The 24,360-nt window shown below is 38.4% G+C and carries 25 protein-coding genes; 13 read left to right on the top strand and 12 right to left on the bottom strand.

Annotated elements, in window-relative coordinates; genetic code table 11:
• Window positions 1–40: 40 nt before the first annotated feature.
• Both ACNI3T_RS04325 and ctlX read left to right on the top strand, forming a co-directional pair.
• Window positions 41–952, top strand: coding sequence for a dimethylarginine dimethylaminohydrolase family protein (locus ACNI3T_RS04325; RefSeq protein WP_418226774.1), 912 nt, complete (start codon window positions 41–43; stop codon window positions 950–952).
• A 9-nt stretch (window positions 953–961) separates the two neighbouring features.
• Entirely contained in the window at window positions 962–1,885 is a 924-nt protein-coding gene (gene ctlX / locus ACNI3T_RS04320) for a citrulline utilization hydrolase CtlX (protein ID WP_418226773.1), read from the top strand.
• Between the two features lie 56 nt (window positions 1,886–1,941).
• On the opposite strand, the gene ACNI3T_RS04315 is transcribed toward ctlX, so the two are convergent.
• The 3 genes from ACNI3T_RS04315 to ACNI3T_RS04305 all read right to left on the bottom strand — a co-directional run bounded on the left by ACNI3T_RS04315 (window position 1,942) and on the right by ACNI3T_RS04305 (window position 7,739).
• Window positions 1,942–4,341 (bottom strand): right-handed parallel beta-helix repeat-containing protein, encoded by a 2,400-nt coding sequence (locus tag ACNI3T_RS04315; protein ID WP_418226772.1) that lies wholly within the window; start codon window positions 4,339–4,341, stop codon window positions 1,942–1,944.
• Window positions 4,342–4,796: 455 nt separating this feature from the next.
• The gene (locus ACNI3T_RS04310) at window positions 4,797–6,275 is read right to left on the bottom strand and encodes a BCCT family transporter (RefSeq protein ID WP_418226771.1); all 1,479 of its coding nucleotides are present in this window, start codon (window positions 6,273–6,275) and stop codon (window positions 4,797–4,799) included.
• A gap of 21 nt (window positions 6,276–6,296) precedes the next feature.
• The gene (locus tag ACNI3T_RS04305; protein WP_418226770.1) at window positions 6,297–7,739 is read right to left on the bottom strand and encodes an SDR family oxidoreductase; all 1,443 of its coding nucleotides are present in this window, start codon (window positions 7,737–7,739) and stop codon (window positions 6,297–6,299) included.
• A gap of 70 nt (window positions 7,740–7,809) precedes the next feature.
• On the opposite strand from ACNI3T_RS04305, the gene ACNI3T_RS04300 reads away from it, so the two are divergent.
• Window positions 7,810–8,013 (top strand): hypothetical protein, encoded by a 204-nt coding sequence (locus ACNI3T_RS04300; protein WP_418226769.1) that lies wholly within the window; start codon window positions 7,810–7,812, stop codon window positions 8,011–8,013.
• Here ACNI3T_RS04300 and ACNI3T_RS04295 read toward each other — a convergent pair whose 3' ends face one another.
• Window positions 8,014–8,646: a MarC family protein gene (locus ACNI3T_RS04295; protein ID WP_418226768.1), complete on the bottom strand. Its 633-nt coding sequence runs from the start codon at window positions 8,644–8,646 to the stop codon at window positions 8,014–8,016.
• Between the two features lie 104 nt (window positions 8,647–8,750).
• Window positions 8,751–9,176 (bottom strand): hypothetical protein, encoded by a 426-nt coding sequence (locus ACNI3T_RS04290; RefSeq protein ID WP_418226767.1) that lies wholly within the window; start codon window positions 9,174–9,176, stop codon window positions 8,751–8,753.
• A 112-nt stretch (window positions 9,177–9,288) separates the two neighbouring features.
• Here ACNI3T_RS04290 and argS point away from each other — a divergent pair, with 112 nt between their 5' ends.
• The 3 genes from argS to ACNI3T_RS04275 all read left to right on the top strand — a co-directional run bounded on the left by argS (window position 9,289) and on the right by ACNI3T_RS04275 (window position 13,451).
• Complete coding sequence (gene argS / locus ACNI3T_RS04285) at window positions 9,289–11,067, top strand: arginine--tRNA ligase (RefSeq protein ID WP_418226766.1); 1,779 nt, start codon at window positions 9,289–9,291, stop codon at window positions 11,065–11,067.
• 113 nt (window positions 11,068–11,180) lie between these two features.
• On the top strand, window positions 11,181–12,509 hold the full coding sequence (gene ffh, locus ACNI3T_RS04280; RefSeq protein WP_418226765.1) for a signal recognition particle protein: 1,329 nt from the start codon (window positions 11,181–11,183) through the stop codon (window positions 12,507–12,509).
• Window positions 12,510–12,545: 36 nt separating this feature from the next.
• Window positions 12,546–13,451, top strand: coding sequence for a bifunctional 5,10-methylenetetrahydrofolate dehydrogenase/5,10-methenyltetrahydrofolate cyclohydrolase (locus ACNI3T_RS04275; RefSeq protein ID WP_418226764.1), 906 nt, complete (start codon window positions 12,546–12,548; stop codon window positions 13,449–13,451).
• Window positions 13,452–13,482: 31 nt separating this feature from the next.
• Here the strand turns inward: ACNI3T_RS04275 and ACNI3T_RS04270 are convergent, their stop codons facing one another.
• The 4 genes from ACNI3T_RS04270 to rluF form a co-directional block, all read right to left on the bottom strand.
• Complete coding sequence (locus tag ACNI3T_RS04270; protein ID WP_418226763.1) at window positions 13,483–13,881, bottom strand: YkvA family protein; 399 nt, start codon at window positions 13,879–13,881, stop codon at window positions 13,483–13,485.
• A gap of 15 nt (window positions 13,882–13,896) precedes the next feature.
• Window positions 13,897–14,916 (bottom strand): AI-2E family transporter, encoded by a 1,020-nt coding sequence (locus ACNI3T_RS04265; protein WP_418226762.1) that lies wholly within the window; start codon window positions 14,914–14,916, stop codon window positions 13,897–13,899.
• Between the two features lie 28 nt (window positions 14,917–14,944).
• Window positions 14,945–15,367 (bottom strand): VOC family protein, encoded by a 423-nt coding sequence (locus tag ACNI3T_RS04260; RefSeq protein ID WP_418226761.1) that lies wholly within the window; start codon window positions 15,365–15,367, stop codon window positions 14,945–14,947.
• 102 nt (window positions 15,368–15,469) lie between these two features.
• Window positions 15,470–16,261: a 23S rRNA pseudouridine(2604) synthase RluF gene (gene rluF / locus ACNI3T_RS04255; protein ID WP_322301962.1), complete on the bottom strand. Its 792-nt coding sequence runs from the start codon at window positions 16,259–16,261 to the stop codon at window positions 15,470–15,472.
• Window positions 16,262–16,380: 119 nt separating this feature from the next.
• Here rluF and ACNI3T_RS04250 point away from each other — a divergent pair, with 119 nt between their 5' ends.
• The 4 genes from ACNI3T_RS04250 to dnaG all read left to right on the top strand — a co-directional run bounded on the left by ACNI3T_RS04250 (window position 16,381) and on the right by dnaG (window position 20,852).
• Window positions 16,381–16,944 (top strand): RNA polymerase sigma factor, encoded by a 564-nt coding sequence (locus ACNI3T_RS04250; protein ID WP_418226760.1) that lies wholly within the window; start codon window positions 16,381–16,383, stop codon window positions 16,942–16,944.
• The gene (locus ACNI3T_RS04245) at window positions 16,931–17,701 is read left to right on the top strand and encodes a hypothetical protein (RefSeq protein WP_418226759.1); all 771 of its coding nucleotides are present in this window, start codon (window positions 16,931–16,933) and stop codon (window positions 17,699–17,701) included. Before ACNI3T_RS04250 ends, ACNI3T_RS04245 begins: the two co-directional genes overlap by 14 nt.
• A 49-nt stretch (window positions 17,702–17,750) precedes the next feature.
• Window positions 17,751–18,779, top strand: coding sequence for a hypothetical protein (locus tag ACNI3T_RS04240; RefSeq protein WP_418226758.1), 1,029 nt, complete (start codon window positions 17,751–17,753; stop codon window positions 18,777–18,779).
• Window positions 18,780–18,893: 114 nt separating this feature from the next.
• Window positions 18,894–20,852, top strand: a complete 1,959-nt coding sequence (dnaG, locus tag ACNI3T_RS04235) for a DNA primase (protein ID WP_418226757.1) — start codon at window positions 18,894–18,896, stop codon at window positions 20,850–20,852.
• Here the strand turns inward: dnaG and ACNI3T_RS04230 are convergent.
• Together ACNI3T_RS04230 and nadE are read right to left on the bottom strand one after the other, a co-directional pair.
• On the bottom strand, window positions 20,845–21,483 hold the full coding sequence (locus tag ACNI3T_RS04230; protein ID WP_141876873.1) for a response regulator: 639 nt from the start codon (window positions 21,481–21,483) through the stop codon (window positions 20,845–20,847). The genes dnaG and ACNI3T_RS04230 overlap by 8 nt on opposite strands.
• A 115-nt stretch (window positions 21,484–21,598) precedes the next feature.
• Window positions 21,599–22,390: an NAD(+) synthase gene (gene nadE / locus ACNI3T_RS04225; RefSeq protein WP_322301967.1), complete on the bottom strand. Its 792-nt coding sequence runs from the start codon at window positions 22,388–22,390 to the stop codon at window positions 21,599–21,601.
• Window positions 22,391–22,496: 106 nt separating this feature from the next.
• On the opposite strand from nadE, the gene gldB reads away from it, so the two are divergent.
• Genes gldB through ACNI3T_RS04210 form a run of 3 tightly spaced genes read left to right on the top strand, consistent with a single transcriptional unit; the run spans window position 22,497 to window position 24,154 of the window.
• Window positions 22,497–23,456, top strand: coding sequence for a gliding motility lipoprotein GldB (gene gldB, locus ACNI3T_RS04220; RefSeq protein WP_418226756.1), 960 nt, complete (start codon window positions 22,497–22,499; stop codon window positions 23,454–23,456).
• Window positions 23,456–23,794, top strand: coding sequence for a gliding motility protein GldC (gene gldC / locus ACNI3T_RS04215; protein ID WP_322301969.1), 339 nt, complete (start codon window positions 23,456–23,458; stop codon window positions 23,792–23,794). The genes gldB and gldC overlap by 1 nt, the downstream gene beginning before the upstream one ends.
• Window positions 23,795–24,154, top strand: coding sequence for a GTPase (locus ACNI3T_RS04210; protein WP_418226755.1), 360 nt, complete (start codon window positions 23,795–23,797; stop codon window positions 24,152–24,154).
• Here ACNI3T_RS04210 and ACNI3T_RS04205 read toward each other — a convergent pair.
• The coding region (locus ACNI3T_RS04205) for a hypothetical protein (RefSeq protein ID WP_418226754.1) at window positions 24,151–24,360 on the bottom strand (210 nt) is incomplete at its 5' end. The genes ACNI3T_RS04210 and ACNI3T_RS04205 overlap by 4 nt on opposite strands.

The following is a 24,360-nucleotide window of genomic DNA, read 5'->3' as shown; positions in this document are numbered from 1 at the left end:
GATAGATTTGGCTTTTATTATATTTGCCAAAACCCTAGCAATGAAATTGCATATATCAAGTGAAACATCCAGATTACGCGCCGTAGTGCTGGGAACCGCCAGGAGCATTGGACCTATTCCAACTCTTGAAGAAGCATACGATCCCAAGTCTCAGGAACATATTAAAGCTGGAACCTATCCAATTGAGGAAGATATGGTGGCAGAAATGGATGCTGTAGCCGCAGTGTTGGAGAAGTACGATGTTCAGGTTTTCAGACCAAAGATCATTGAAGATTACAACCAGATTTTTACTCGGGATATCGCCTTCGTGATCGATGATAAATTTATAAAATCGAATATATTGCCTGATAGGGATCAGGAGATCGAGGCAATAGAGCATGTAATGAAACAGATTGACCCTGCAAAAATCATAACTCTACCTGAGGAAGCTCATATTGAAGGAGGAGATGTGATGCCTATGGGAGATCATATTTTTGTTGGGACTTATAAGGGAGAGGATTACCGGAACTTTATCACAGCCAGAACGAATAAACATGCTGTAGATGCTTTAATAAAAGAATTTCCAGATAAAAAGGTGATTAGCTTTAGTCTTAAGAAAAGCAATCATGTTGCCAAGGATAACGCCTTGCACCTGGATTGTTGCTTCCAGCCTGTAGGCAAGAACAAAGCGATCATTTACAAAGGCGGATTTTTAATAGAAGAGGAATATAACTGGCTTGTCGATTTCTTCGGAAAAGAAAACGTCTATGAGATCACCCGTGATGAAATGTATAATATGAATTCCAATATTTTTTCCATTTCTGAAGATGTGGTAATTTCAGAAAAAGGATTTACGCGACTAAATGCTTGGCTAAGAGAGCAGGGAATTACCGTAGAGGAAGTGCCCTATGCCGAAATATCGAAACAAGAAGGATTGCTTCGCTGTTCAACTTTACCATTAATCCGCGATTAAAAAATAGCTATGAAACAGATTACAGATACCATTTTAATGGTTAGACCGGTAAACTTCAGAATGAACGAACAGACTGCGGTCAATAATTATTTTCAGAAGAAATTAGATAAATCTAATGTAAATAGTCTTGCAACTGAGGAGTTCGACACGTTCGTGAACAAACTGAGAGACGTGGGAGCAAAGGTGATCGTGGTGGACGATATTAAAGAAGAAGATACTCCAGATTCTATTTTTCCAAACAATTGGGTGTCATTCCATAGTGATGGAGAGATAGCTTTGTATCCAATGTTTGCTGAAAACAGGCGTAAGGAAAGACGACTGGAATATTTCTCCAAACTGGAGGAAGCTGGTCTTAAGATCAATAATATCGTAGATTATACTTCTGCGGAAGAAGATGATATTTTCCTTGAAGGAACGGGAAGTTTGATCCTGGATCGGGTAAATCAAAAAGCATATTGTGCGATTTCACCTCGTGCAGATGAAGATCTGGTCATCGAGTTTTGTGAGGATTTCGAATACACACCGGTTATTTTTAACGCCTATCAAAGTGTAAAGGACAAGCGACTTCCAATCTATCATACCAACGTGATGATGTGTATCGCTGAAGAATTTGCGGTTATATGCCTTGATACAATTGATGACAAGAAAGAGCGCAAAAATGTTGTGAAACATCTTAAAATGGATGGGAAAGAAATCATATCTATCAGTGAAGAGCAAATGCATGAATTTGCAGGTAACATGTTACAGGTTCAGGGAGCTGAAGAAAAGTTTCTAGTAATGAGTGCCCGCGCACACAGAAGTTTAAATCAAGAACAGGTGAAAACCATAGAAAAGCATTGTAAGATCTTAAGTTCGGAGATCGAGACGATCGAAACCTGTGGAGGTGGAAGTGCTCGTTGCATGATGGCTGAGGTTTTTCTACCAAAATCATAGTAAAGTCTAAAGTGAACTAATTTAGAGGTGATGCTTTACTTTCACCTCTTTACTGTCTACTTATTAACCACATTATAGGATTTAACCGAAGTATCAACTTCATGCGCCCCAATATCATCGGTGCTCGATGATAATATTGTTCCAAAATAATCTCTTGTCCCTGGATTAGAAATACTTATACCTCCATTAATGGCTGGTGACGTACTTTCCAGTAAGTATGAAGTCAAGTTGGAAAGGTTATTTTCTCTACCTATAATACCACCATTTCCAGGATCTTTTAAAAGTGGATTCGCTTGCAAGCCAGAATTTTCATTATTATAAACTTCGTTTCCAGTTGTTCTGAATTCACTCAACGATGTATAAAGATCTCCCTTATAAAGAATACTGAAATCGGAGTTTGTGTAATATAGATTCCCCGCAAAATAGCCATCATAACCGCTTGGAATACTAATTAAGTCTGCTCCATTGACAGCATAAAGTATATTATTATAAAATTTTATATTGTTTTTCACTGGTTTCCAGACATTGTATTTTATGTTGGCGGCTTGATTATTGGTTGTTTTTTCTTCAATATATAGGGTATTATTATGAACTGTAATATCGCTCATCGTACCGTCATTTCCATTAAAAAGATAGACGCTTCCACCATTCGTTGCGGCATCATTTTCACTTACATTGTATCTAATAGTTATATTATTCATAGGTCTCGATCCAGTAAACTGGCCCACCATAAAGCCTGCTCCATCATTATCGTGAGAATAATTATACTGCATTACTCCATTAGTAACACCCCCATCCATATCAAAACCTCCACCGTCACAACCGGTCCCAGAACTCATGCCATAGACCTCGGAATATTGAATGGTTACATTATCTGCATCCCAAAACCAAATACCTACTGGTCCACCGCAATTGGTATTGCCACTTCCAGAATTGTAAACGGTAGAATGCTCTATGATAGAATTCTGTACATCTGATAGTAGGATGCCATTACCGGAATGTTTCCCTTTATCGTAACCTTTTATGTTGAAAACTTCGCAATTTCTAACAATTATATTTCTATGAGCATATCCCGTTTTCGATGCGGAGAACTCGCCATAGGAAGAGATACCTGCGTCTAAACAATCATGAACCTTGTTATTTTCTATTAGAACATTGGCATAGCCAGAGTTACCGTTCCATGCTCCTATAACAATACCAAACTCCTTGAATCCGTAAACTTCTGTATTTGTAACTTCTATCAAATCCAGTTTTATATTTCCAGGAAGATCATTATAGAAAGAGATTCCGGAATTTGTATTCGTATGCATTCCACTTCCTTTTACGATGATATTATCTATTTTGATACCCGACGTATTATAGGCATAAATACCAAAACCGGTGCCCGCGTTAATCTCTGCTTTTCCAGAACCATATGATTTAATGGAAATTGGATTAGCGCTATTATTGGCATCTTCAGAATCTAAATAAATATTTCCGTTAAATTCATCACCTCCTTTAAGAAAGATTTCATCGCCAGGCTGAAAATTCACACTATTTAGTTTTGAGAGATTTTGCCATGGGTCCTCTGGAGACAAGCCTGTGTTTGAATCATTCCCAGTGGAACTAACATAGTATGTGTTATTTTTACAAGAACTATCACTGGCAAACTCACCCTCAATAGCTCCATAATTTGCAAAACGGAATGCGAAATTTCCGGCCAGGGTAGAGCAGTTTTCTCCGCTTGCATTCGATGAAAACCTGTGTACTCCAGACCAATCTAGATCCTCATTAGCTCCATTTATGCCACTACCATATGTGCAAAAGGTATAATCTGAGTTTGATGAGCAATTTTGTTGAGTTATTACTTGAGTTTCTTGTAGAGATACCACTAAAGCTTGAATGTCAATTTGTGTAGAACCGTCAGCAGTGGTTAACAACATATTGAAAATTCTATCTTCATTATTAAGAATGATTCCATTTAGAGGTGAATCTTGATCTTGACAGTTAGTACATTTATAAGTGCCGGTGATCGGAGTTACGTTATTAGTTGCAGTTTCTTCGGAAGCTACAACAGATCCTTCCTGATTTTTAAATACTACATTCGATATTATTGGTTTATCCGATTCATCAATTGTAAAATCAAAACTAAAATCTTTTGAATCGAAATGTACTAATACATCTGAACTTTTATTCGTGTTTTCCTGTTGATTTAATGAGGTTACTTCTGCATTAAAAGTTTCTCCATTTTGAAGTGTTATAGTGCAATTTGCCTCTGGATCTAACACAGAAATATCTTTGAGATTTCTGGGCGATTTTAATAGTACAGTACCTCGAAACTTTGAATTTTTGGTTGCAAAAATACCTTTGTAGACAGAAATTGCGCGGTTGCCATCGTGCTTGAGATCTTTTTCTTGAAGACTATTCTCTGTTCCTAGTTCAACTTCAACAGCATCTTTTGTACACCCTGTGATCATTAATAGAATTGAACAAATTAATAAAAATTTTGAACATAACTCGAAACGAGGTGGAAGTAGTTTATAATTTGCCGGATTCATAAATAGGTTATTTGGAAGAAGAAAATAGAATCGGACCTACTGGTTAAGATTCGCTTTCTTAATTTATAAAAGCGAAATAAGTTCTAAATTCGTCTAAAAACAAATAAACTCGATGAAATGCATCTATTTAACAATGTGAGTTCCATAATTTTAACGTTTAGTTTTGCAAAAACTATGATCGTACTGTACAGTTGAACTTTTTTGAGTTTAAAAATCCATAGTAGCAGTTATATTCTGTGTTATTTTTATATTTAACTACTCGTATATCTGTTCTTAAGATTTATGCTAGAATACTGATGCTTACTTAAGATTGTAGGGCAAAATAGATGCGTTATGTAATGGTTGAGGTTTTTTTACCTAAAGCCTGAACTTCGCTAATATCTCTTTGGTAGAAGTTTCTTGCTGAAGAGGAAGATGATCATTACGCTTAGTATGGCAAATGGAAGGGAACTGATGATCAGGAATTTTTGCATTGCCGTAAGTACATTGGAATCTGGTTTAGTATGACCGAGTACAATAATTGCTTCACAAAATATAAATATCAATACCGCCCATACCAGGCGGTATTTCTTTTTTGGTTCTGTATTTCCTTTGTCTGTAAACATACTCAGAACAAAGATGGCCGAGTCTACTGAAGTAACCAGGAAACTAACTAATAGCAATATGACTACTAAATTGGATATAGCAGGTAGAGGATAATTTTCAAAAAAGATAAATAGTGAAGTAAATACATTGCTGAATTCGTCTTTGTAAGTAGCTACATCACCAATTATTTCAAATGCAGAAGTGCCAAAAACACTAAACCAGAAGAAACTTCCTAATGAAGGTATTAATAGAACCCCCAAGATCAACTCTCTGATGCTTCTGCCTTGCGAGATTCTGGCTATAAACACACCGGTGAAAGGCGCCCAGGCCAACCAGAATGCCCAATAATAGTACGTCCAGTCGGTAAGAAATTGCTTTCCTGGATCAAGATTACCGCCGGCGAGACTTAGTGGGATAAAATCGAATATATAGTGATATATGGAATTCAGGAAATTTGAGATAATTTCAGGGATGTTCCCCAGGACGAAAACAAATAAGAGCAATAAAATAGTGATATAAATATTCCAGTTGGAGATCCTTTTTATACCCTTATTTACACCAGCCCAGGCCGAGAAGAAGGCCAGCACGCATATAACAAGAACGAGTAACAAGTTCATTAGTAAGTTCCCGGCCTCATTTGATTGCAAATGGCTTATTCCTCCCTCTATCTGCGAAGTTCCGAGTCCAATTGCAGCGACGAGACCGATCACGGTAGTTAGAATGGTGAGAACGTCTATTGATTTTCCCCAGCGATTGCTATGGAATACTTTGAAACTGGAACTTAGCCGTATATCCTGTTTTTCCACAAATAAACTATAGGCAATGATCAATGCAAACAATCCATAGAATGCCCACGCAGTAAAGCCCCACTGATAAAATGTATATTCCAGGGAAATGATCTCTGCAGCAGCACCTGTTGCTATAGGAGGATTCAAATACATATATACTGGTTCCTGAACAGCTCTTAATAAAATTCCTGCTCCCATTCCGGCGCTGTAAAGCATAGCGATCCAGGATAATCTGTCATACTCCGGCGGAGATTTTCCTAATCTTATCCTTCCGGTTTTTGAAATAGCAATTACAAGGAGGAATAAAACACAGCCCAAACCAAGCCATAAGTAGAAGGTTCCGAAGTATTCGCGAACCCACAAAGATCCATATTCTATAGCTTCATAAAATTTGTTTGTAAATAGAAAGATAAAAACAGATCCTGATAATAATATCCAGGCAGAGAATGTGAGAACTTTATTTCTAAGCAATTCTTTCATTGAACTTACACAGAGCGGCCTTTAAGATTTTTTTCCGGAGGGGCCATAGGCGATCTTATTGATCATTCCTTCAAATATAAAGAAATGAAACGGGTACATTGCATACCAGTAAGCACGGCCTAAGAGCCCTTTTGGTCTAAAGGTGGCATTTTGATGAAGTACATTGTTATCATCAATCTTAAATTCCAGCCAGGCTTCCCCTGGAACTTTCATTTCTGCAAATAATAAAAGTCGCTTTTCTTCTTTATCGGCAAGTAAAACTCTCCAGAAATCTAGAGAATCACCGGCATGAAGTTTTGTAGCATGAGTTCGACCTCTGCGAAGCCCAACGCCACCGAAAAGTTTATCTAGGTAACCTCTAATCTTCCAGAGCCAGTTTCCATAATACCATCCTGTTAATCCGCCAATTGCCCAAACCCTTTCAAGTACTTCTTCGGTATCTCTTATTTGCTTGGACTTCTTATCCTGCATACACCCGTATTTGGGTATCTGAATATATTTATTTAGCTCTCTGCGAAAACGACCGCTACTCATACTGTCTTTCCAACTCGAAATGACTTCATTCTGTTCAATCTTATAAAAAGCCATTCTAATAGCTTCCTTGTAAGGAATAAGATCAACGTTTAGAAGCTCCTGTAAGCGGGTGTCTTTTGTGATCACTTCTACAGACATACTGTCTACCAGGTTCTGTGCAAGTTTATAGGATGTTGAGGTTACGAAATAGAGCCAGTATGAACTTAGTTTTGGAGACATTACGGGAACACGTATGATCCAGAGTTTTAACTTTCTAACCTCTGCATATTGTAACATCATTTCCTTATAGGTTAGAATATCAGGACCGCCTATGTCATAAGATTCGTTATAGCAGTCTTCGCAGCCAATAACCCGAATGAGATACTGTATCACATTTCTTATTGCAATTGGTTGTATTCGAGTGTCGACCCATTTTGGAGTTACCATCACCGGTAACTTTTCACAAAGATCACGTATGATTTCAAAAGATGAACTACCACTACCTACGATGATCGCAGCACGGAGCACTGTAATATTAAAATCTCCTTTATATAAAATTTGCTCAACGGCCTTACGTGATTTTAAATGTTTGGATAGTTCTTCTTCATTAATAATTCCGCTGAGGTAGATCACCTGTTCTACGGAAGTTTCAGACATCATCTTATTAAAATTCGTAGCGGCTTGAGCTTCCTGCTTATCAAAATCTTCCGTAGAGCCGGTCATTGAGTGGATGAGGTAATAGGCTGCATCGATATTTTTGATACCTTCAGGAGCTTTTGAGTCCTCTAAATAATCGATTTCTACGATCTCTACTTTCTCGCGGAGTTCTTCGTTGGAAGTAAATCTGTGCTTATTTCGAACTGCGCAAATTACATCATGGCCCTGTTCAAGTAATTGAGGCAGAAGCCTCATGCCAATGTAACCGTTAGCACCGGTAAGTAGTATGCGCATTTGAAGAGTTTGATCTTCAAATTATAAATTAAATTATTACTTTCACCTGAGATTAGTAAAACTTTATTAAATGAATAACGTGCTTAAATTTGTTCTGCTCATTATCGGGATAGGGCTTATAGGCTATGGGTTGTATGATATTCTAACCCCTGAATTTTCTATCGATGCCGGACCACTTCAGGTAGAAGCTCATGGTAATAATACGCAATCATATGCCATGATCGCATTTGGAGTGCTCGCTCTGGTAGGAGGGCTGGCATTTGGCAAGCGTTAATCATTGATTTATAGCTCGGAATATATTGATCACAGAGGAGCTTATATATTCAATTCCAATGGCGATCACGATAAAACCTATGATCCTGGAAATAGCATTGATCCCAGATGCACCAAGCATAGAAACTATATAATAGGAACTCCTAAGAACCAACAGCGTAGCTAAACAAACACTAAAAATAGCTCCTACTGCAATGAGCTTCTCATTCCAGGTAGCATATTCCTCGTACAGTCCAATCAAAAATGATATGGAGCCAGGCCCGGCAAGCATAGGAATGGCTAGTGGAGTAAGCGATACGCCGTCACGCTGGAAAGCGTCTTCCTGAACCTTCGGTTTATCCATACCTTTATGTTTAGCAAAAGAACCGGTTAGCAAGGCAAAACCAGAAGTAGTGATAATAAGGCCGCCAGCAATTCTTAAAGAATCGAGGCTTATTCCGAAGAAATTAAGGATATATCTGCCAGTAAAAAAACTTATAAGCAGGATCACAAAAATATTTATGGCTGTAAGCAGGGAAGTACGAGAACGCTCAGATTTAGTGTCCTCTTTGGTAAGTCCAACGAAAATAGGGACAGTACCCAGCGGATTGATCACTGAGAATAAAGCAGCGAAAACATAGATGAATAGTTCCATTGATTTTTTTCACGCAAATGTGCATCGATAAACGGTTTGCTGAGGAAAATTGAAATCAATTTTAGGTTAACGAATTGTATCCAAATTGGCTAAAAGCTACTTATTTATAGATCATCGATCTGAGTAGGAGCATTATCAGTTTTATAATTGATGATCTTCTGGAAGAACTTATGAATACCTGGCTTGTCTGCTTTGACCTTGATAAAATGATGATCCCTGTAAATACTGTATTCTTCAGCTTTTCCTTTATATAGATTTAACTTGTAATAAGGAATCACGAGAGCGTAAGTTTCAAGAAGTGACCTAAACATTACGATTATTCCGCTGCCTCTCATTTCCACATTGCAAATATTTGCATTATTATCTAAAATGAGCAGGTTGTGAATATCTATACTTGAGGAAGTGATTTGTAATTTAGGAGATCCTGAGCCACGTAGTTTGACCCGTTCCATCAGCGTAAATGGTTTTCCTACTTCAGCACTAATCTTTTCTGAGATCGCAGGACGATTGTAAGAGATATTAATTAGCATTTCTTTTTTCCTAAATATAAGGATTTGCGCTAAAAGGCTGGCGACCGGAACTTCAATTCTTTTTATCTTTGCGCACTTAATAGAATACAAAACAGGCCTAAAAGCATTGAAAATGACCATAGAACAAATTCTTGCAGCAAAAGTTAATGAAGCAGTTACCAAACATTATCAGGTGGAAGCTCCAACCATTGAGTTCCAGCCTACACGCAAGGATTTTGAAGGAGATATTACCCTGGTTGTATTTCCAATGCTGAAACAAATAAAGACCAATCCGGCTCAGCTGGCAGAAAATATTGGTAGCTATTTAAAGGAAGAGGTGACTGAAGTAGCAGATTATAATGTAGTAAAGGGATTCCTTAATATCGTGATAAGCGATGTTTACTATATCAATTTCTTTAATGAAATTAGAGATCGAGCAGATTTTGGAGTATTGTTGCCTCAAAGTGATGCCAGCGGGATCATGATCGAGTATAGTTCCCCTAACACCAACAAACCTTTACATCTTGGTCATATTCGAAATAATCTCTTAGGGTTTTCTGTAGCCGAGATCTTGAAGGCTGCAGGTAATACGGTGCACAAAGTACAGGTGATCAATGACCGTGGAATACACATTTGTAAGTCTATGGTGGCCTGGCAGAAATTTGGTAATGAAGAAACACCTGAGTCTACCGGTTTAAAAGGTGATAAACTGGTAGGGAACTATTATGTGAAGTTCGATCAGGAATATAAAAAAGAGATAGCTCAATTAAAGGAGCAGGGAAAATCTGAAGACGAAGCTAAGGCTGAAGCTCCAATTTTTGTAGAAGCTCAACAAATGTTACGAAACTGGGAGGCGAACGATCCTGAGGTCGTGAAATTGTGGTCTACCATGAACCAATGGGTTTATGATGGTTTTGAAAAAACTTACGATGCCCTGGGAGTGGATTTCGATAAGAACTATTATGAAAGTGAAACGTATCTTTTAGGTAAGGATAACGTCATGAAAGGCCTTGAAGATGGAGTTTTCTATCAGAAGCCTGATGGCAGTGTCTGGATCGATCTAAGCGATGAAGGCCTGGATGAGAAGATTGTACTCCGAAGCGATGGAACTGCAGTTTATATGACACAGGATATTGGAACAGCTATTCAAAGATTTGCGGATTTCGATATCAATCAAATGGTGTATACAGTTGGTAACGAACAGGAATATCATTTTAAAGTACTATTTCTTATTCTGAAGAAATTAGGCTACGACTGGGCAGATGCTCTATATCATTTAAGTTACGGAATGGTGGATCTTCCAAGTGGTAAAATGAAAAGCCGCGAGGGAACTGTCGTAGACGCAGATGATCTTATCAAGGAAATGACTGAAACTGCTCGTAATATTTCTGAAGACCTTGGTAAACTAGATGGTTATTCAGATTCAGAAAAAGAAGAGCTTTATAGAATCATAGGTCTTGGTGCCCTCAAATATTATATTCTGAAAGTAGACCCTCGAAAAAGAATCTTATTTAATCCTGAAGAGTCTGTAGACTTTCAGGGTAATACGGGTCCTTTTATTCAGTATACATATGCGAGAATTCAGTCGATCCTTAGAAAAGCAGAATTCGATACTACAGCGGCGCTTTCCGAAGATTTTAAATTTCATGAAAAAGAGAAGGAGTTGATTAAGCAACTACAATTATTCCCGGAGACCATTGCCTTAGCGGCAGATAATCATTCACCTGCGCTAATTGCCAATTACACCTATGAACTAGTGAAATCCTTCAATTCATTCTATCAAAATGTACAGATACTTGGTATTGATGATGAAGCTGAAAAGGTTTTCAGAGTACAACTTTCAGGAACTGTAGCCAGCGTAATTAAATCGGCTTTCAAGCTACTTGGAATCGAAGTGCCAGAACGTATGTAATGGTAATCGTGTAGTAGCGATATTTAAGAAGATGGACTTTATACTTCAGCTTCAAATCATTAAATTTGCAATTCGCTGCCAGTCAGCAAGAGAATAAAACCACAGGAAAAATTATGTTTGATAATTTAAGCGATAAGTTAGATAGTGCCTTTCACGTCCTCAAAGGACACGGGCAGATCACCGAGATAAATGTTGCAGAAAGCCTTAAAGAGGTTAGACGTGCTTTAGTTGATGCCGATGTTAACTACAAAATTGCCAAGGAATTTACCAGTACAGTGAAGGAAAAGGCGATGGGTCAGGATGTATTAAAGACGTTGAAACCAGGCCAGTTAATGGTGAAACTCGTAAAGGACGAGTTGACCCAGTTAATGGGTGGTGAAGCTGAAGGAATTAATCTAAGCGGTAATCCATCTATTATCCTTATGTCTGGTTTGCAGGGTAGTGGTAAGACCACTTTCTCTGGTAAATTAGCGAATTTCCTTAAAAATAAAAAAACTAAGAAACCTCTATTGGTAGCCTGTGATGTTTATCGTCCGGCTGCGATCAATCAGCTGCACGTTGTTGGAGAACAGATTGGAGTTGAGGTGTTCTCAGATGAAGGGAATCAGGATCCGGTGGCGATCTCTAAGGCGGCAATTGCCTATGCTAAAGAGAATGGTCATAATGTGGTCATCATTGATACCGCGGGTCGTCTTGCTGTAGATGAAGCGATGATGACTGAGATCTCCAATATTCACAAAGCGATCGAGCCTCAGGAAACATTATTCGTAGTGGATTCCATGACGGGTCAGGATGCTGTGAATACGGCAAAAACATTTAACGAGCGCCTTAATTTTGATGGTGTTATCCTTACTAAACTGGATGGTGACACTCGTGGTGGTGCTGCAATCTCTATTAAATCTGTTGTAAACAAACCAATTAAGTTTATTGGTACAGGAGAGAAAATGGATGCGATCGATATATTCTATCCTTCGCGTATGGCAGACAGGATCCTTGGTATGGGAGATGTTGTTTCGCTTGTAGAAAGAGCTCAGGAGCAATATGATGAAGAAGAAGCTAGAAAACTTCAGAAGAAAATTGCTAAAAATAAATTCGGTTTTGATGATTTCCTGAATCAGCTTCAGCAGATCAAAAAAATGGGATCTATGAAAGATCTTTTAGGAATGATACCGGGCGCTGGAAAAATGCTGAAGGATGTAGATATTGATGATGATGCATTCAAGGGAATCGAAGCGATCATTCACTCGATGACTCCATTAGAAAGAAGTGAACCAAAGGTGATCAACGCAAGCCGTAAAAAAAGAATTGCTAAAGGTTCTGGTACATCAGTACAGGAAGTAAATCAATTACTCAAGCAATTTAATCAAATGGGTAAGATGATGAAGATGATGCAAGGCGGCGGAGGCCGTAAAATGATGCAAATGATGAAGGGAATGAATTAATTCCCTTTTTTTAATACAACGCAAACACAACACACAATGACAATACTCGATGGTAAACAGGTTAGTAACGATATCAAAAATGAGATCGCTGCTGAAGTTACCAAACTAAAATCTCGTGGAGAGAAAGTACCTCATCTTGCTGCGATCATCGTAGGAAAGGATGGAGCAAGCTTAACTTATGTGAACAGTAAAGTAAAGGCCTGTGAAAGAGTAGGGTTTCAATCCTCACTTTATAGAATGCCGCATACTGTAAGCGAGATCGAGCTACTGGATAAGATTCAGGAACTCAACGAGAATAATGATATTGACGGATTCATTGTTCAGCTCCCTTTACCACCACAGATCGATACGCAAAAGGTGCTAAATGCAGTTGATCCGGATAAAGATGTGGATGGATTTCATCCTACGAACTTCGGAAAAATGGCGTTGGATATGACCACTTTTATTCCTGCAACTCCATTTGGAATACTGGAACTTCTGGAACGTTATGATATCCCTACGAAAGGGAAGCATACAGTGGTTATAGGAAGAAGTTATATCGTAGGAAGACCTATGAGTATCTTAATGGGTCGTAGTGGGTTTCCAGGAAATTCTACGGTAACCTTAACTCATGAGTTTACAAAGAATATTACACAGGTAACCTCACAAGCAGATATCATTATCATCGCAGTAGGAATTCCAGATTTTCTCAAAGCTGAAATGATCAAGGACGATGCTGTTATTATTGATGTTGGAATTACCAGGGTACCAGATGACAATACTGAAAAAGGTTATGTCATTAAAGGAGATGTAGATTTTGAAAACGTGAGCAAAAGGGCTTCTTACATCACGCCGGTTCCTGGTGGAGTAGGGCCAATGACAGTTTCGATGTTACTTAAGAATACACTACTTGCAAGGGAGAGACATAAAAAAAGAGCAGATATTAAGTTGTTAGAACGATAAAAAAAGAGGGAATTTAATTCCCTCTTTTTTTTTAAGCTTCTTCTTCAATTTTCCAGTCGAGATAATTATGGAGATCAGATTCTATAAATCTCAATCCAAATGTAAAGATGGCCATATCATCAATATACCCAAGACCTGGAATAAAATCTGGTATTATATCCAGTGGATTTAAAATATAAAGAAAGGAGAATGCGATAGTGGCAATAGTGAACCACGGTACCTTATTATACACTCCTTTTCTATAATCCTTCAGCATCCCGTACATTAGCTTCGCCAGCTCGCTATATTTTTGCAATAACCCGGAATTGTTGATCTTATCATCGACTTTATCCTGACTATCCATTGCGATACTTACATCATTGTCTTCGATCTTTGTTACTTCAGTTTTAAAGTAATCTTCGTCTATTTTTTTCTTTAAGTTTCCGAACATATTTTTTTCTTTTAATTATAATCTATGGTGAGCATTTCCATACTCTTTCTTGTAGATCTTCAGAATTAATAAAAATAAGGATACCAGTAAAGGTCCAAATATTAGTCCTATAAATCCGAATAACGGTACTCCCACGATCACCCCGAAAAGCGTGATCAATGGATGAACACTTGCCAGTTTCTCAAGTACATAAAGCCGTATTATATTATCAGTCGAGCCTACAACGACTAGTCCGTAAATAAGTAGAGCTATTGCCTGGAAGTCATTTCCCTGTGCGAATAAAAGAATAACTGCGGGCAGTACTCCTATGGCGGTACCTATAAAGGGTATCATCGAGCCAATCGCAGTGATCACAAACCAGAAGAAAGGATCTGGAACTCCAAATATCAAGTACCCTATTAACGCGATCACACCTTGCACGATGGCTACCAATGGAATTCCCAATGCATTACTTCTAACCAGTTGATCACTTTCGTCTCCAATCACCCGAATATTATCCTTTCCTAGCGGAATATAATCGATCAGGGAATGTCGCATCGATTTCTGATTCATTAGCATGTAGTAAAGCATGAAATACATGATCCCAATCGCAATAAATGCATCAAATGTTCCACCAGCGAGATTTTGCAAGTTGGAAGAAAGCCATCCTGTAATTGCTGAAGTATCTATACTCTCGCTAATGTTGTAACCTATGTATTCTTCGGCTATGTATAATTGATCTTTTAGAGCACTTAATACACGTTCAGAATTCGCAACGGCTTTGCCTATTTTACTGGTAAGCATAATTGCAATTAGAGTAACTGGGACTAAAATGCCAATGATACTTCCGGTCATTAAAAGCGTAGCTGCTAAAGCTGGTTTCCAACCTCGAAGCACCAGTTTTCTTTGCCAACCTTTCATAAGTACGTAAAGTGTAACCGCCCCTAGAACCCCAGAGAGGTAGGGAACGACCTCCTTGAAGATCAATACTGAAAGAAACAGTATTAATAGTAATACAAAAATTTGCCGTACAAGTGACGGTTTCAGTTTATCCATTTGGTTGGTTGGTGATGAATAAAGGTTATTAACTCGCGAACAACTGACTCATATCCTTGAATGCCTTGAATTCCAATGCATTTCCGCAAGGATCTTTAAAGAACATGGTAGCCTGTTCGCCTGGTTTGCCTTCGAACCTGATATAAGGCTCTATGACGAAATCAACATTTTTTCGTTTTAGAAGACCAGCAAATTCATGAAAAACCTCCCATTGTAAAACTACCCCAAAATGAGGTACTGGAACATCCTTTCCATCTACAGGATTGGAAGTCGAACTGGCAGTTTCTTGTGGGGCCTGGTAATGTATTACCAACTGGTGCCCAAAAAAATTGAAATCCACCCAGTGATCACTACTACGGCCTTCGCCACAACCTAAAGTTTCTTTGTAAAATTTTCTACAGGACTCCAGATCAGATACTGGGATCGCTAAATGAAATGGCTGTACTTTCATAAAATTAAGATTGGTTGGTTCAAAATCGTGAACGCAAAAGGTTCATGATCTAAAATTAACAAGAACTACCAATATTAATACACGAAACAGCCTAATTCTGTGTTAAGATTTGGAAATTCTGGGACGCTTTTTCTTCCCAATTTGAATATCATCAAGAAGAGAACCCTCTTCAGTCTTGGTAGATTCGCCAGTAAGACCATTTATAGTATCAAGCTCTTCCTTCGTAAGATCACGCCATTCACCCACCGGAATATCCAGGGACACATTCATGATTCGAACTCTTTTTAAAGATGTCACCTCGTAGTCTAAATATTCACACATTCTACGAATTTGTCGGTTCAGACCTTGTGTAAGAATGATCTTGAAAGTGTATTTGCCAAGTTTTTCCACTTCGCATTCACGAGTTACGGTATCCAGGATAGGTATGCCGGAAGACATTTTCTTTATAAAATCTGATGTAACCGGTTTGTTGACGGAAACTACATATTCTTTTTCGTGATTATTACGTGCTCGCAAGATCTTATTCACGATATCTCCGTCATTGGTAAGAAAGATAAGACCCTCACTAGGTTTGTCTAAACGGCCGATAGGGAATATTCGCTTTGGATAATTGATATAGTCAACAATATTGTCTTTCTCAACCCGGGTATCTGTAGTGCAAACGATACCTACAGGTTTATTAAAAGCGATATAGACATTAGGTTCTTTTAATTCGGCCTTGGAAACAGGTTCTCCGTTTACTTTTACCACATCGCCCGGTTTTACTTTAGTTCCCATTTCTGGAACTACGTCATTTATCGTGATGCGACCCTGGTCAATTAATTTGTCTGCCTCTCTTCGGGAACAATATCCTAACTGACTCAAATACTTATTAATTCGAACTTCTTCTGCCATGTCACAAAGATAATAGATACAATCGGGACGCCGGAATTTGAAAAAAAATAAAATTTTTAAAAGCTCAGGCAACCTTTCGTAACTTTCTCTCGTCTATATAAATAGAAGGCCTTTTGAAAATGGTAAAAGTAATACAGCTTTTTAAAAACGAATCCTCTCTCATTAAAAGAGCAAAAGCAGGAAATAGGGATGCCCAGAAGCAGATCTATGAAAAGCACGCTCCAAAAATGTTAAGTGTTTGCCGGCAGTATATAAAGGATCTGCATCACGCAGAAGATACAATGCTAAAAGGTTTTATGAAAGTGTTCACTCACCTGGATACTTTCAAGGACGAAGGTAGTTTTGAAGGTTGGATTCGAAAGATCATGGTAAGAGAAAGCATTAGCTTTTTAAGGCAGTTCAAAGAACTACAGTTTCAGGAAGATGACGAATTTGGTCATGAAGTGGCAAATAATATAAATTCTGAAATGGACGTGGCAGACATACAATCGCTTATAGATAGTTTGCCAGAAGGTTATAAGGCGGTATTTGTAATGTATGCCGTAGAAGGATACAAGCATAGTGAAATTGCTAAGATGCTTGGGATAACCGAAGGGACCTCAAAATCCCAGCTGTTTAAAGCTCGAAAGATGCTTCAGCAAAAAATTAAATCTAATAATACATCTAGTTATGGCGCCAATTAAATTTGAAGAACATATCAGGGAAAAACTGGATAGCCGGGAGATTAGTCCATCAGCTGGAAGTTGGGATAAACTTAATGAGCAGTTAGATAAAAAGGAAAGCTCGGGGAAGAATAATATATGGTGGATTTCATCAATAGCTGCAATTTTTGTGCTTGCTCTCTGCGGAATTATTTACCTGAATATGAATAGAAGTGTTGAAAGCAATATAGTGAACACTCCGGAAATTCAGAGGCCTTCTGAAAATGCAGCCGAAGAATTCGAGAATCCCGTGCAAGTGGCAGAACAGCAAAAAACTGAAGAATCCCAGGCTCAGCCGCAATCAAAATCGCAATATATTCAGAAGGCAGCTTCCGAAGATTCAAGATCTACGTTAAACAATAAAGAGCAGATCGCATCAGTTGAAGTAGAGGAAATAATTAACAGGGAGCCTTTAAAAACTGCAATACCGGCTAGTTTTCAGGAATTGAAAATTTCCGAAGAGGTTAATAAAGTATTGGCTGAGGTTTCCAGGCTAGAGTCTCAAAACGGAGATGTGAGCGACACTGAAGTGGAAGCACTGCTCAACAAAGCCATTGCAACTATAGAAAATGAAAATATGCAAAAATCGAGCGAAATTTCAGCAGATGCTTTACTGGCCGATGTTGAAGCTGAAGTGTACGAATCATTTAAAGAAAAGGTTTTTGAGATCGTTAAAACAGGCTACCAGAAAGCTGCGGTGGCGGTGTCGAACAAACTTGATCATTCAGAAGAAAAATAATTATCCCTATCAGGGTCATTCATCAATCAATAACTAAATACCAAACATCATGAAATCATTACTAATTACATTCGCTTTATGCATTCTCAGCTTTAGTCCATGTGACGCACAAACTGTAGAGATCACCAACGGAAACAAGATCGAAGTTCTAAAGAAACAGCGAGAAAACATAATCAAACAGGAAAAGGAAGAGCTAAAGGCAGAAGTAGAAGCCATCAATGAGCGGCTTGACAACGAAGAAATTTCCATGCAGGAAGCTGATGAGCTGAAAGAGGAAGCCGCTAAAAAACATGCGCTGAACATCGAAAATCGTTTAGCTATCCTTGATAATAAGATCGCACTTCTGGAAAGAAACGAGGAGTCTAAAGTTGAAAGCGACAAAACATTTGTGTTTTCCTGGAAGGATGAGGACGATAAAGAAGATCCCAATTATGAGGATGAAAGAACTACTTCTACTTTAATGATTGCTGCAGGATTCAATAATGCTCTATTAGATGGACAGTCTCTCAATGATTCAGATTTTAAGATAGGCGGTAGTCGGTTTTTCGAAATTGGTTGGGTTTGGAGAACAAGAGTTTTTGAGGAATCGAACTGGTTAAGACTTAAATACGGAGTTTCTTTTCAGTTCAACGGACTCAAACCTACAGATAATAGATTCCTGGTTGACAATAACGGAATTACAGAATTGCAAGAATTTCAATATGACCTGAACAAGTCAAAATTTAGAATGGATAACCTGGTTATTCCGGTGCATTTTGAATTTGGACCATCAAAGAAAATTGAAAATGATGGTGGCTATACGTTTTCAACTTATAAAAAGTTCAAAGTTGGTCTTGGAGGATATACCGGTTTCAGTTTAGGTGAAAGGCAGAAACTGAAATATAAAGAGGATGGTGACAGAACCAAGGAAAAATTGAAATCTGATTATAACACGAACGATTTTATATATGGATTGAGCGCGTATGTAGGATGGGGAAATACCTCGCTCTATGCAAAATATGATCTTAACCCGATCTTTGAAGATCCAAACCCAGAGTTGAATAATGTCTCTCTTGGAATTCGTTTCGACCTTGATTAATTAGCCAATATAGTTTAGTTTTGCAGGGCTTCAAAAGTATGTAATCGCTTTTGAAGCCCTTGCTTTTTTGAAGCCTTTTCATTTTGTATTTTTCCATTTAATAGTTGTGAAAATTTGATCTCCAGAACCACCATAGATAATGTTTTTGAAACCGCCCGTGTAGAGGAGGTGATTGGGGATTTTGTACAATTAAAGAAGTCTGGTAGTAATCTAAAAGGGCTTAGTCCTTTTACCGATGAACGCTCTCCTAGTTTTATGGTTTCTCCTGTAAAGCAAATCTGGAAAGATTTTAGTAGTGGAAAAGGAGGTAATGTCGTTGCTTTTTTAATGGAGCACGAGCACTTCAATTACCCTGAAGCGATCAAATATCTCGCGAAAAAATACGGAATTGAAATAGAGGAGACGCAGCAGACTGACGAGCAGAAGGAGCAGGCCGATGAGCGTGAAAGTATGTACCTGGTTTCAGAATATGCCAGTAAATATTTTCAGACGCAAATGCATAAGACCGATGAAGGTCAGGCCGTAGGATTAAGCTACTTTAAGGAACGTGGCTTTACTTCTGAAACTATTAAAAAGTTTGATCTGGGATATTCTCCAGATGAATGGGATGCTTTCACGAAGAATGCGCTAGGCGATGGTTATAAACTGGAATTTCTAGAAAAAACAGGTCTCAGTATTGTTAGGGATGAGAAGACATTTGACCGTTTTAAAGGAAGAGTCATGTTTCCAATTCAATCAATGTCTGGACGGGTTCTTGGCTTTGGAGGAAGGATCCTTGGGAACACGAAAAAAGCAGCTAAATACCTCAACTCTCCGGAAAGCGATATTTACCATAAGAGTAAAGTTCTTTACGGAATCTACCACGCCAAGCAGTCTATTGCTAAAGAAGATAATTGTTACCTCGTTGAAGGGTATACAGATGTCATACAATTCCATCAAAGTGGGGTAGAAAATACGGTATCCTCTTCCGGAACGGCTCTAACTTCAGAACAGATCAGGTTGATCAACAGGTTGACCAAAAATATCACGGTGTTATTCGATGGTGATGCCGCCGGAACCAGGGCCTCTATGCGAGGGATTGATCTAATTCTGGAACAGGGCATGAACGTAAAGGTTTGTCCATTCCCTGAGGGTGAGGATCCGGATAGTTTTGCCCGCTCGAATTCTGAAGCAGAACTGGAGGAGTTTCTTAAGGAAAACTCTTACGACTTCATTACGTATAAAGCTTCCCTGCTTATGGATGAAGCCAAAAATGATCCCGTAAAGAAGGCCGATCTTATTCGGGATATGGTACAGAGTATTGCGAAAATTCCTGATAATATTCAGAAGGAAGTTTATTTAAAGGAATGCTCCCGGATCATGGATATTTCTGAAGACGTTCTGTATGCAACCTTAGCTCAATTAGAAAAAAAAGACAGTAAAACTCCGGCAAGGGCTGAGAAAAAACCCATGCAGGTTGTTCGTAATGAAGAAGCTGCTCCAGTCAAAAAAGTAGATCAGCTTTATATTCTTGAGAGAAAAATCATTAGTCTCCTTGTTCTCTACGGAAGGCAGGAAGGTGAATTTCACGATGTTATTTTGAAACATAATGACCAGGGCGATCCGGTTTATGAATCTGAGGTGCAGGAGGCCAAGGTATTCGAAAAAATTTACCTGGATCTTCAGGATGATGAAATTGAATTTACCAATAAAGACTTCAGAGAACTATTTTCACTTCTTATAGAAAGACTAAATTCTGAAGATGAATTTGGAGTGGAAATGATTATCAATGACCTTGAGAAATCTCAGGCTGTTGAACTTACAGATATCCTAATGGAAGACGAGCAATATGAACTTCATGATTGGGAGCGGCATGATATTCCTGTAAAAAGCAAAACTCAGGGAGTTGCACAATTTGTTACCCAGACTATATTATCATTACGTAGGTTTTTGGTTGGTCGTAAGATCAACGAACTTATGGAAGAAATACGTGAAGTATCTTCAGAAGAAGAGCGTACAGAAAAGATCCAGGAGATCATGAGCTATACCAGTTTGAGTACGATTCTTTCAGACCGCCTGGGAAGGGTTATGTAGTGTTTAGTTGTAATAATCTGGATTGCGTGATAAGATCTGCAACATTATCCACTTTTAGTTTTTTCAGCAACCTGGTTTTGTAGGTGCTAACTGTCTTTTCGTTTATGTCAAGCGCTTCAGCAATATCCTTATTTCTTTTTCCGGAAGAAAGCAAATTTAATACTTCAGTTTCGCGGGTAGAAAGCTTCTTGAATTTTGTAATCAAACTCTTACCTCTGGTGATACCAGAATTTAGTTTCTCCGTGATCTTGCGATTTAAGTAGATTCCACCTCTCGCAACCTGGTAGATTGCCTTCTCCAGAGTCTCACTATCTGTATGTTTGGAAATATAACCTGCGGCTCCAGCTTTAATGGCGCTCAAGGCATACATTTCTTCCGGATGTGAACTGAAAATAAGTGTTTTTACCTCTGGAAATTCCTGTTTGATCCTTCTAATAGCGTTGATACCATTGATTTGCGGAAGATCCAGTTCCACGATCAAAACATCGGGAGCGTTCTTTTCTAACTGACTGAACAATTGGGTGCCACTGCTTACTCTGCCTGTAACCTGTAGTGCCGGATTGTTCTGAAGTACGCATTTGATCCCTTCAAAAATTATTGGATGATGGTCTGCAATTAATACTCGATACATGATTCTAAGTTAAAAACAAGTCCGGGGGTAACTCGTTGAGTTTGGTTTCTTTAACTTAAAAATACTGCTTTGACCCCTGATATGGGAAATCAGCTACACATATTCGATAAGATGATTATTTCAGCAGATGAACGGGTATGTCACAAACCGGTATTGGTACCATCTTATGTGTGTTTGCAGCATTCAAACGGGAATAGATCTGAAAGACTTCACGCTGCCTGCCTTCAAAATCTGAAGAAGTTTTTCCAGCTTCTTTTTGATTCATGGCCCATTCAAGTTCATCATACGATGCTCCTAATTGATCTTCATCACTTCGGCTGTCACCAAAAAGTCCGTCGGTTGGAGCTGCCGTCATAATATCATCGATGATGTTGAGGTGTTTTCCCAGCGCATAGACTTCACTTTTCATAAGATCTGCAATCGGACTAAGATCAACACCGCCATCTCCATACTTTGTGTAGAATCCAACTCCAAAGTCTTCCACTTTATTTCCGGTGCCTGCAACAAGGTATCCATGTAATCCAGCGAAATAATAAAGAGTAGACATACGAAGTCTGGCTCTTGAATTTGCTAATGTAAGATCCAAAGAAGCAGATTGTCTTTCCTGGGGCATGGCAGATTTAAATTGTTCAAATACCGGGGTGAGATTTACTTCAAGATTACTAACGTTCGCAAAATTATGTTCCAGTTCGCTTATGTGTTTTCTGGCGCGGGTAACCTGGCTGCTCGCCTGGTGAATAGGCATTTCCAGGCACAGTGTAGGCATTCCGGTTTTTGCGCAAAGCGTTGAGGTTACTGCAGAATCTATACCACCACTCACTCCAACTACAAACCCATTCATATTCGCTTTTGTAGCGTATTCTTTTAACCAGTTTATGATATGATCAGCGACTTTTTCGGTTTGCATAATGTTGGGTGATTTAATTAGTAAGTAATACCTTTGCCTCACAAATCTAACACTAAAAGCCAATTTTTAAAAGATGGCTGCGTTAAAGCCTTCCTAATTGCCAGTTATGCTGAAAAAGATCCTATTCTTAATTACGATTATTTCGGTGTTTTCCTGTAATAATCAGTCAGAAACCGAAGAGAAGATCGATAAGATCGCTGTAGATATGGAAGTCATAAGATTTGAACAGGAATTTGCCAGTACAAAGCCTCAGCAGTTACCTGAATTAAAACAGAAATATCCATTTCTGTTTCCTGAGCAGTTTCCAGATTCGGTTTGGATAGATAAGTTATCTGATACCCTTCAGCTGGAGATTAATCAGGCTGTGGAAGATGAGTTTTCAGATTTCTCGAACCAGGAGGATGAATTATATGCACTTTTTCAGCATATAAAATACTACTTTCCGGAGTTTGAAGTACCTGTGGTGATCACGGTAACTTCCGAAGTAGATTATAAGAACAAAATAATTTATACGGGAGATTATTTATTTGTCTCTCTCGATACGTATTTAGGTACAGAGCACCAGTTTTATACAGGTCTTCAGGAATATTTGAAAAAGAACTTTAAAAAAGATCAGATCGTAGTAGATGCTGCGGAAGAGATTTCAAAAAAATACGTTCCACGTCCAGATTCCCGCACTTTTTTAAGTCATATGGTGTATTACGGCAAGATCCAGTATTTGAAGGAAAAGCTATTGCCAATGCTTGACCCTGCAAGAAGAATAGGTTATACTGAAGAAGAATTTGACTTCGCGGAAAGCAATGAATCTCAGATCTGGAGATACTTTGTAGAGAATGAACTAATTTACGATACAGATAACCAGTTGCAGACACGTTTTCTCTTTCCTGCACCATTTTCAAAATTCTATCTTCAGCTGGATGCTGAAAGTCCAGCCAGATTAGGTCAATATATTGGCCTTAGAATCGTGAAAGCATACATGGAAAAGAACGACGTATCTCTGGACAGAATGCTAAATACATCTGCTGAAGAAATTTTCAATAAAGCCAATTTTAAACCGAAGAAATAATGCCAGAATTTAAAAAATCTGAGATCAATATAGAAGTTGTAACAGACGATAATCACGTGCCTGAGAATATCACGTGGAGTGCTGAAGATGGGAATGTCTATAAAGAAGATGCAAAAGCACTAATGCTTTCTGTATGGGATAGTAAAGATCAGGAAACTTTAAGAATCGACCTTTGGACCAAGGAAATGCCGGTAGATGAGATGAAAAAATTCTTTCATCAGACATTAGTTTCTATGAGTGACACATATTATCGCGCTACACAGGATGATAAAATGCGTGATACCATGAAAGATTTCTGCGATTATTTTGCTGAAAAAACCGAAATCAAGAAGAGCTAATTGGAAAAACTGATCTTTGTTTATAATGCCGACTCGGGGAAGCTGAAATCGATTATTGGAGCATTTCAAAAGATTGTGAATCCCGCTTCCTACGACTGTAATTTATGCAAACTTACTTACGGTGCTTTTGATGAAAAGAAGGCTTGGAGGGACTTTCGTAAAAATGGAGATCTTGATATGGAATTCCTGCACAAAGATGAGTTTTTGAAAAGCTATGCTTCAAAATTCGGACATAAGTTTGAATTTCCTATCATTCTCGCGCAGAACCAGAAAGGTCTGGAAGTCTTAGTATCAACTTCAGAACTGACGGAAATAACGGAGGTTGAGGAGCTTATTTCAAGAATTAAGCAAAGAACCTAATTTTTCTGATTTTCTGGAAAAAATTGTGACCAGTTTTCATCCATTAAGAACTTGGCGAAAAAATCAATTCTACTTTCACCGTTCCTGACTAATATTTGACCATTTGGTTTAATAGCTGCGAAAGAATTACAGAGCGTTGGTTGAATGAAAATATTGTTTCTGAAGAAATTCTCTTGATCAATATAAAATTTCTCTTTCGGGTCATC

It is taken from the genome of Christiangramia qingdaonensis (genome assembly GCF_048381525.1).
Taxonomy (GTDB): Bacteria; Bacteroidota; Bacteroidia; order Flavobacteriales; family Flavobacteriaceae; genus Christiangramia.
The sequence above is the reverse complement of the archived record's forward strand: the minus strand, read 5'-3'. Positions and strand labels throughout refer to the sequence as shown.

Bases quoted from the DNA above. Each gene is read 5' to 3' on its own strand.
- ACNI3T_RS04325 (WP_418226774.1), top strand. From the start codon at position 41: ATGAAATTGCATATATCAAGTGAAACATCCAGATTACGCGCCGTAGTG.
- ctlX (WP_418226773.1), top strand. From the start codon at position 962: ATGAAACAGATTACAGATACCATTTTAATGGTTAGACCGGTAAACTTC.
- ACNI3T_RS04315 (WP_418226772.1), bottom strand. From the start codon at position 4,341: ATGATCACAGGGTGTACAAAAGATGCTGTTGAAGTTGAACTAGGAACA.
- ACNI3T_RS04310 (WP_418226771.1), bottom strand. From the start codon at position 6,275: ATGAAAGAATTGCTTAGAAATAAAGTTCTCACATTCTCTGCCTGGATA.
- ACNI3T_RS04305 (WP_418226770.1), bottom strand. From the start codon at position 7,739: ATGCGCATACTACTTACCGGTGCTAACGGTTACATTGGCATGAGGCTT.
- ACNI3T_RS04300 (WP_418226769.1), top strand. From the start codon at position 7,810: ATGAATAACGTGCTTAAATTTGTTCTGCTCATTATCGGGATAGGGCTT.
- ACNI3T_RS04295 (WP_418226768.1), bottom strand. From the start codon at position 8,646: ATGGAACTATTCATCTATGTTTTCGCTGCTTTATTCTCAGTGATCAAT.
- ACNI3T_RS04290 (WP_418226767.1), bottom strand. From the start codon at position 9,176: ATGCTAATTAATATCTCTTACAATCGTCCTGCGATCTCAGAAAAGATT.
- argS (WP_418226766.1), top strand. From the start codon at position 9,289: ATGACCATAGAACAAATTCTTGCAGCAAAAGTTAATGAAGCAGTTACC.
- ffh (WP_418226765.1), top strand. From the start codon at position 11,181: ATGTTTGATAATTTAAGCGATAAGTTAGATAGTGCCTTTCACGTCCTC.
- ACNI3T_RS04275 (WP_418226764.1), top strand. From the start codon at position 12,546: ATGACAATACTCGATGGTAAACAGGTTAGTAACGATATCAAAAATGAG.
- ACNI3T_RS04270 (WP_418226763.1), bottom strand. From the start codon at position 13,881: ATGTTCGGAAACTTAAAGAAAAAAATAGACGAAGATTACTTTAAAACT.
- ACNI3T_RS04265 (WP_418226762.1), bottom strand. From the start codon at position 14,916: ATGGATAAACTGAAACCGTCACTTGTACGGCAAATTTTTGTATTACTA.
- ACNI3T_RS04260 (WP_418226761.1), bottom strand. From the start codon at position 15,367: ATGAAAGTACAGCCATTTCATTTAGCGATCCCAGTATCTGATCTGGAG.
- rluF (WP_322301962.1), bottom strand. From the start codon at position 16,261: ATGGCAGAAGAAGTTCGAATTAATAAGTATTTGAGTCAGTTAGGATAT.
- ACNI3T_RS04250 (WP_418226760.1), top strand. From the start codon at position 16,381: ATGGTAAAAGTAATACAGCTTTTTAAAAACGAATCCTCTCTCATTAAA.
- ACNI3T_RS04245 (WP_418226759.1), top strand. From the start codon at position 16,931: ATGGCGCCAATTAAATTTGAAGAACATATCAGGGAAAAACTGGATAGC.
- ACNI3T_RS04240 (WP_418226758.1), top strand. From the start codon at position 17,751: ATGAAATCATTACTAATTACATTCGCTTTATGCATTCTCAGCTTTAGT.
- ACNI3T_RS04230 (WP_141876873.1), bottom strand. From the start codon at position 21,483: ATGTATCGAGTATTAATTGCAGACCATCATCCAATAATTTTTGAAGGG.
- nadE (WP_322301967.1), bottom strand. From the start codon at position 22,390: ATGCAAACCGAAAAAGTCGCTGATCATATCATAAACTGGTTAAAAGAA.
- gldB (WP_418226756.1), top strand. From the start codon at position 22,497: ATGCTGAAAAAGATCCTATTCTTAATTACGATTATTTCGGTGTTTTCC.
- gldC (WP_322301969.1), top strand. From the start codon at position 23,456: ATGCCAGAATTTAAAAAATCTGAGATCAATATAGAAGTTGTAACAGAC.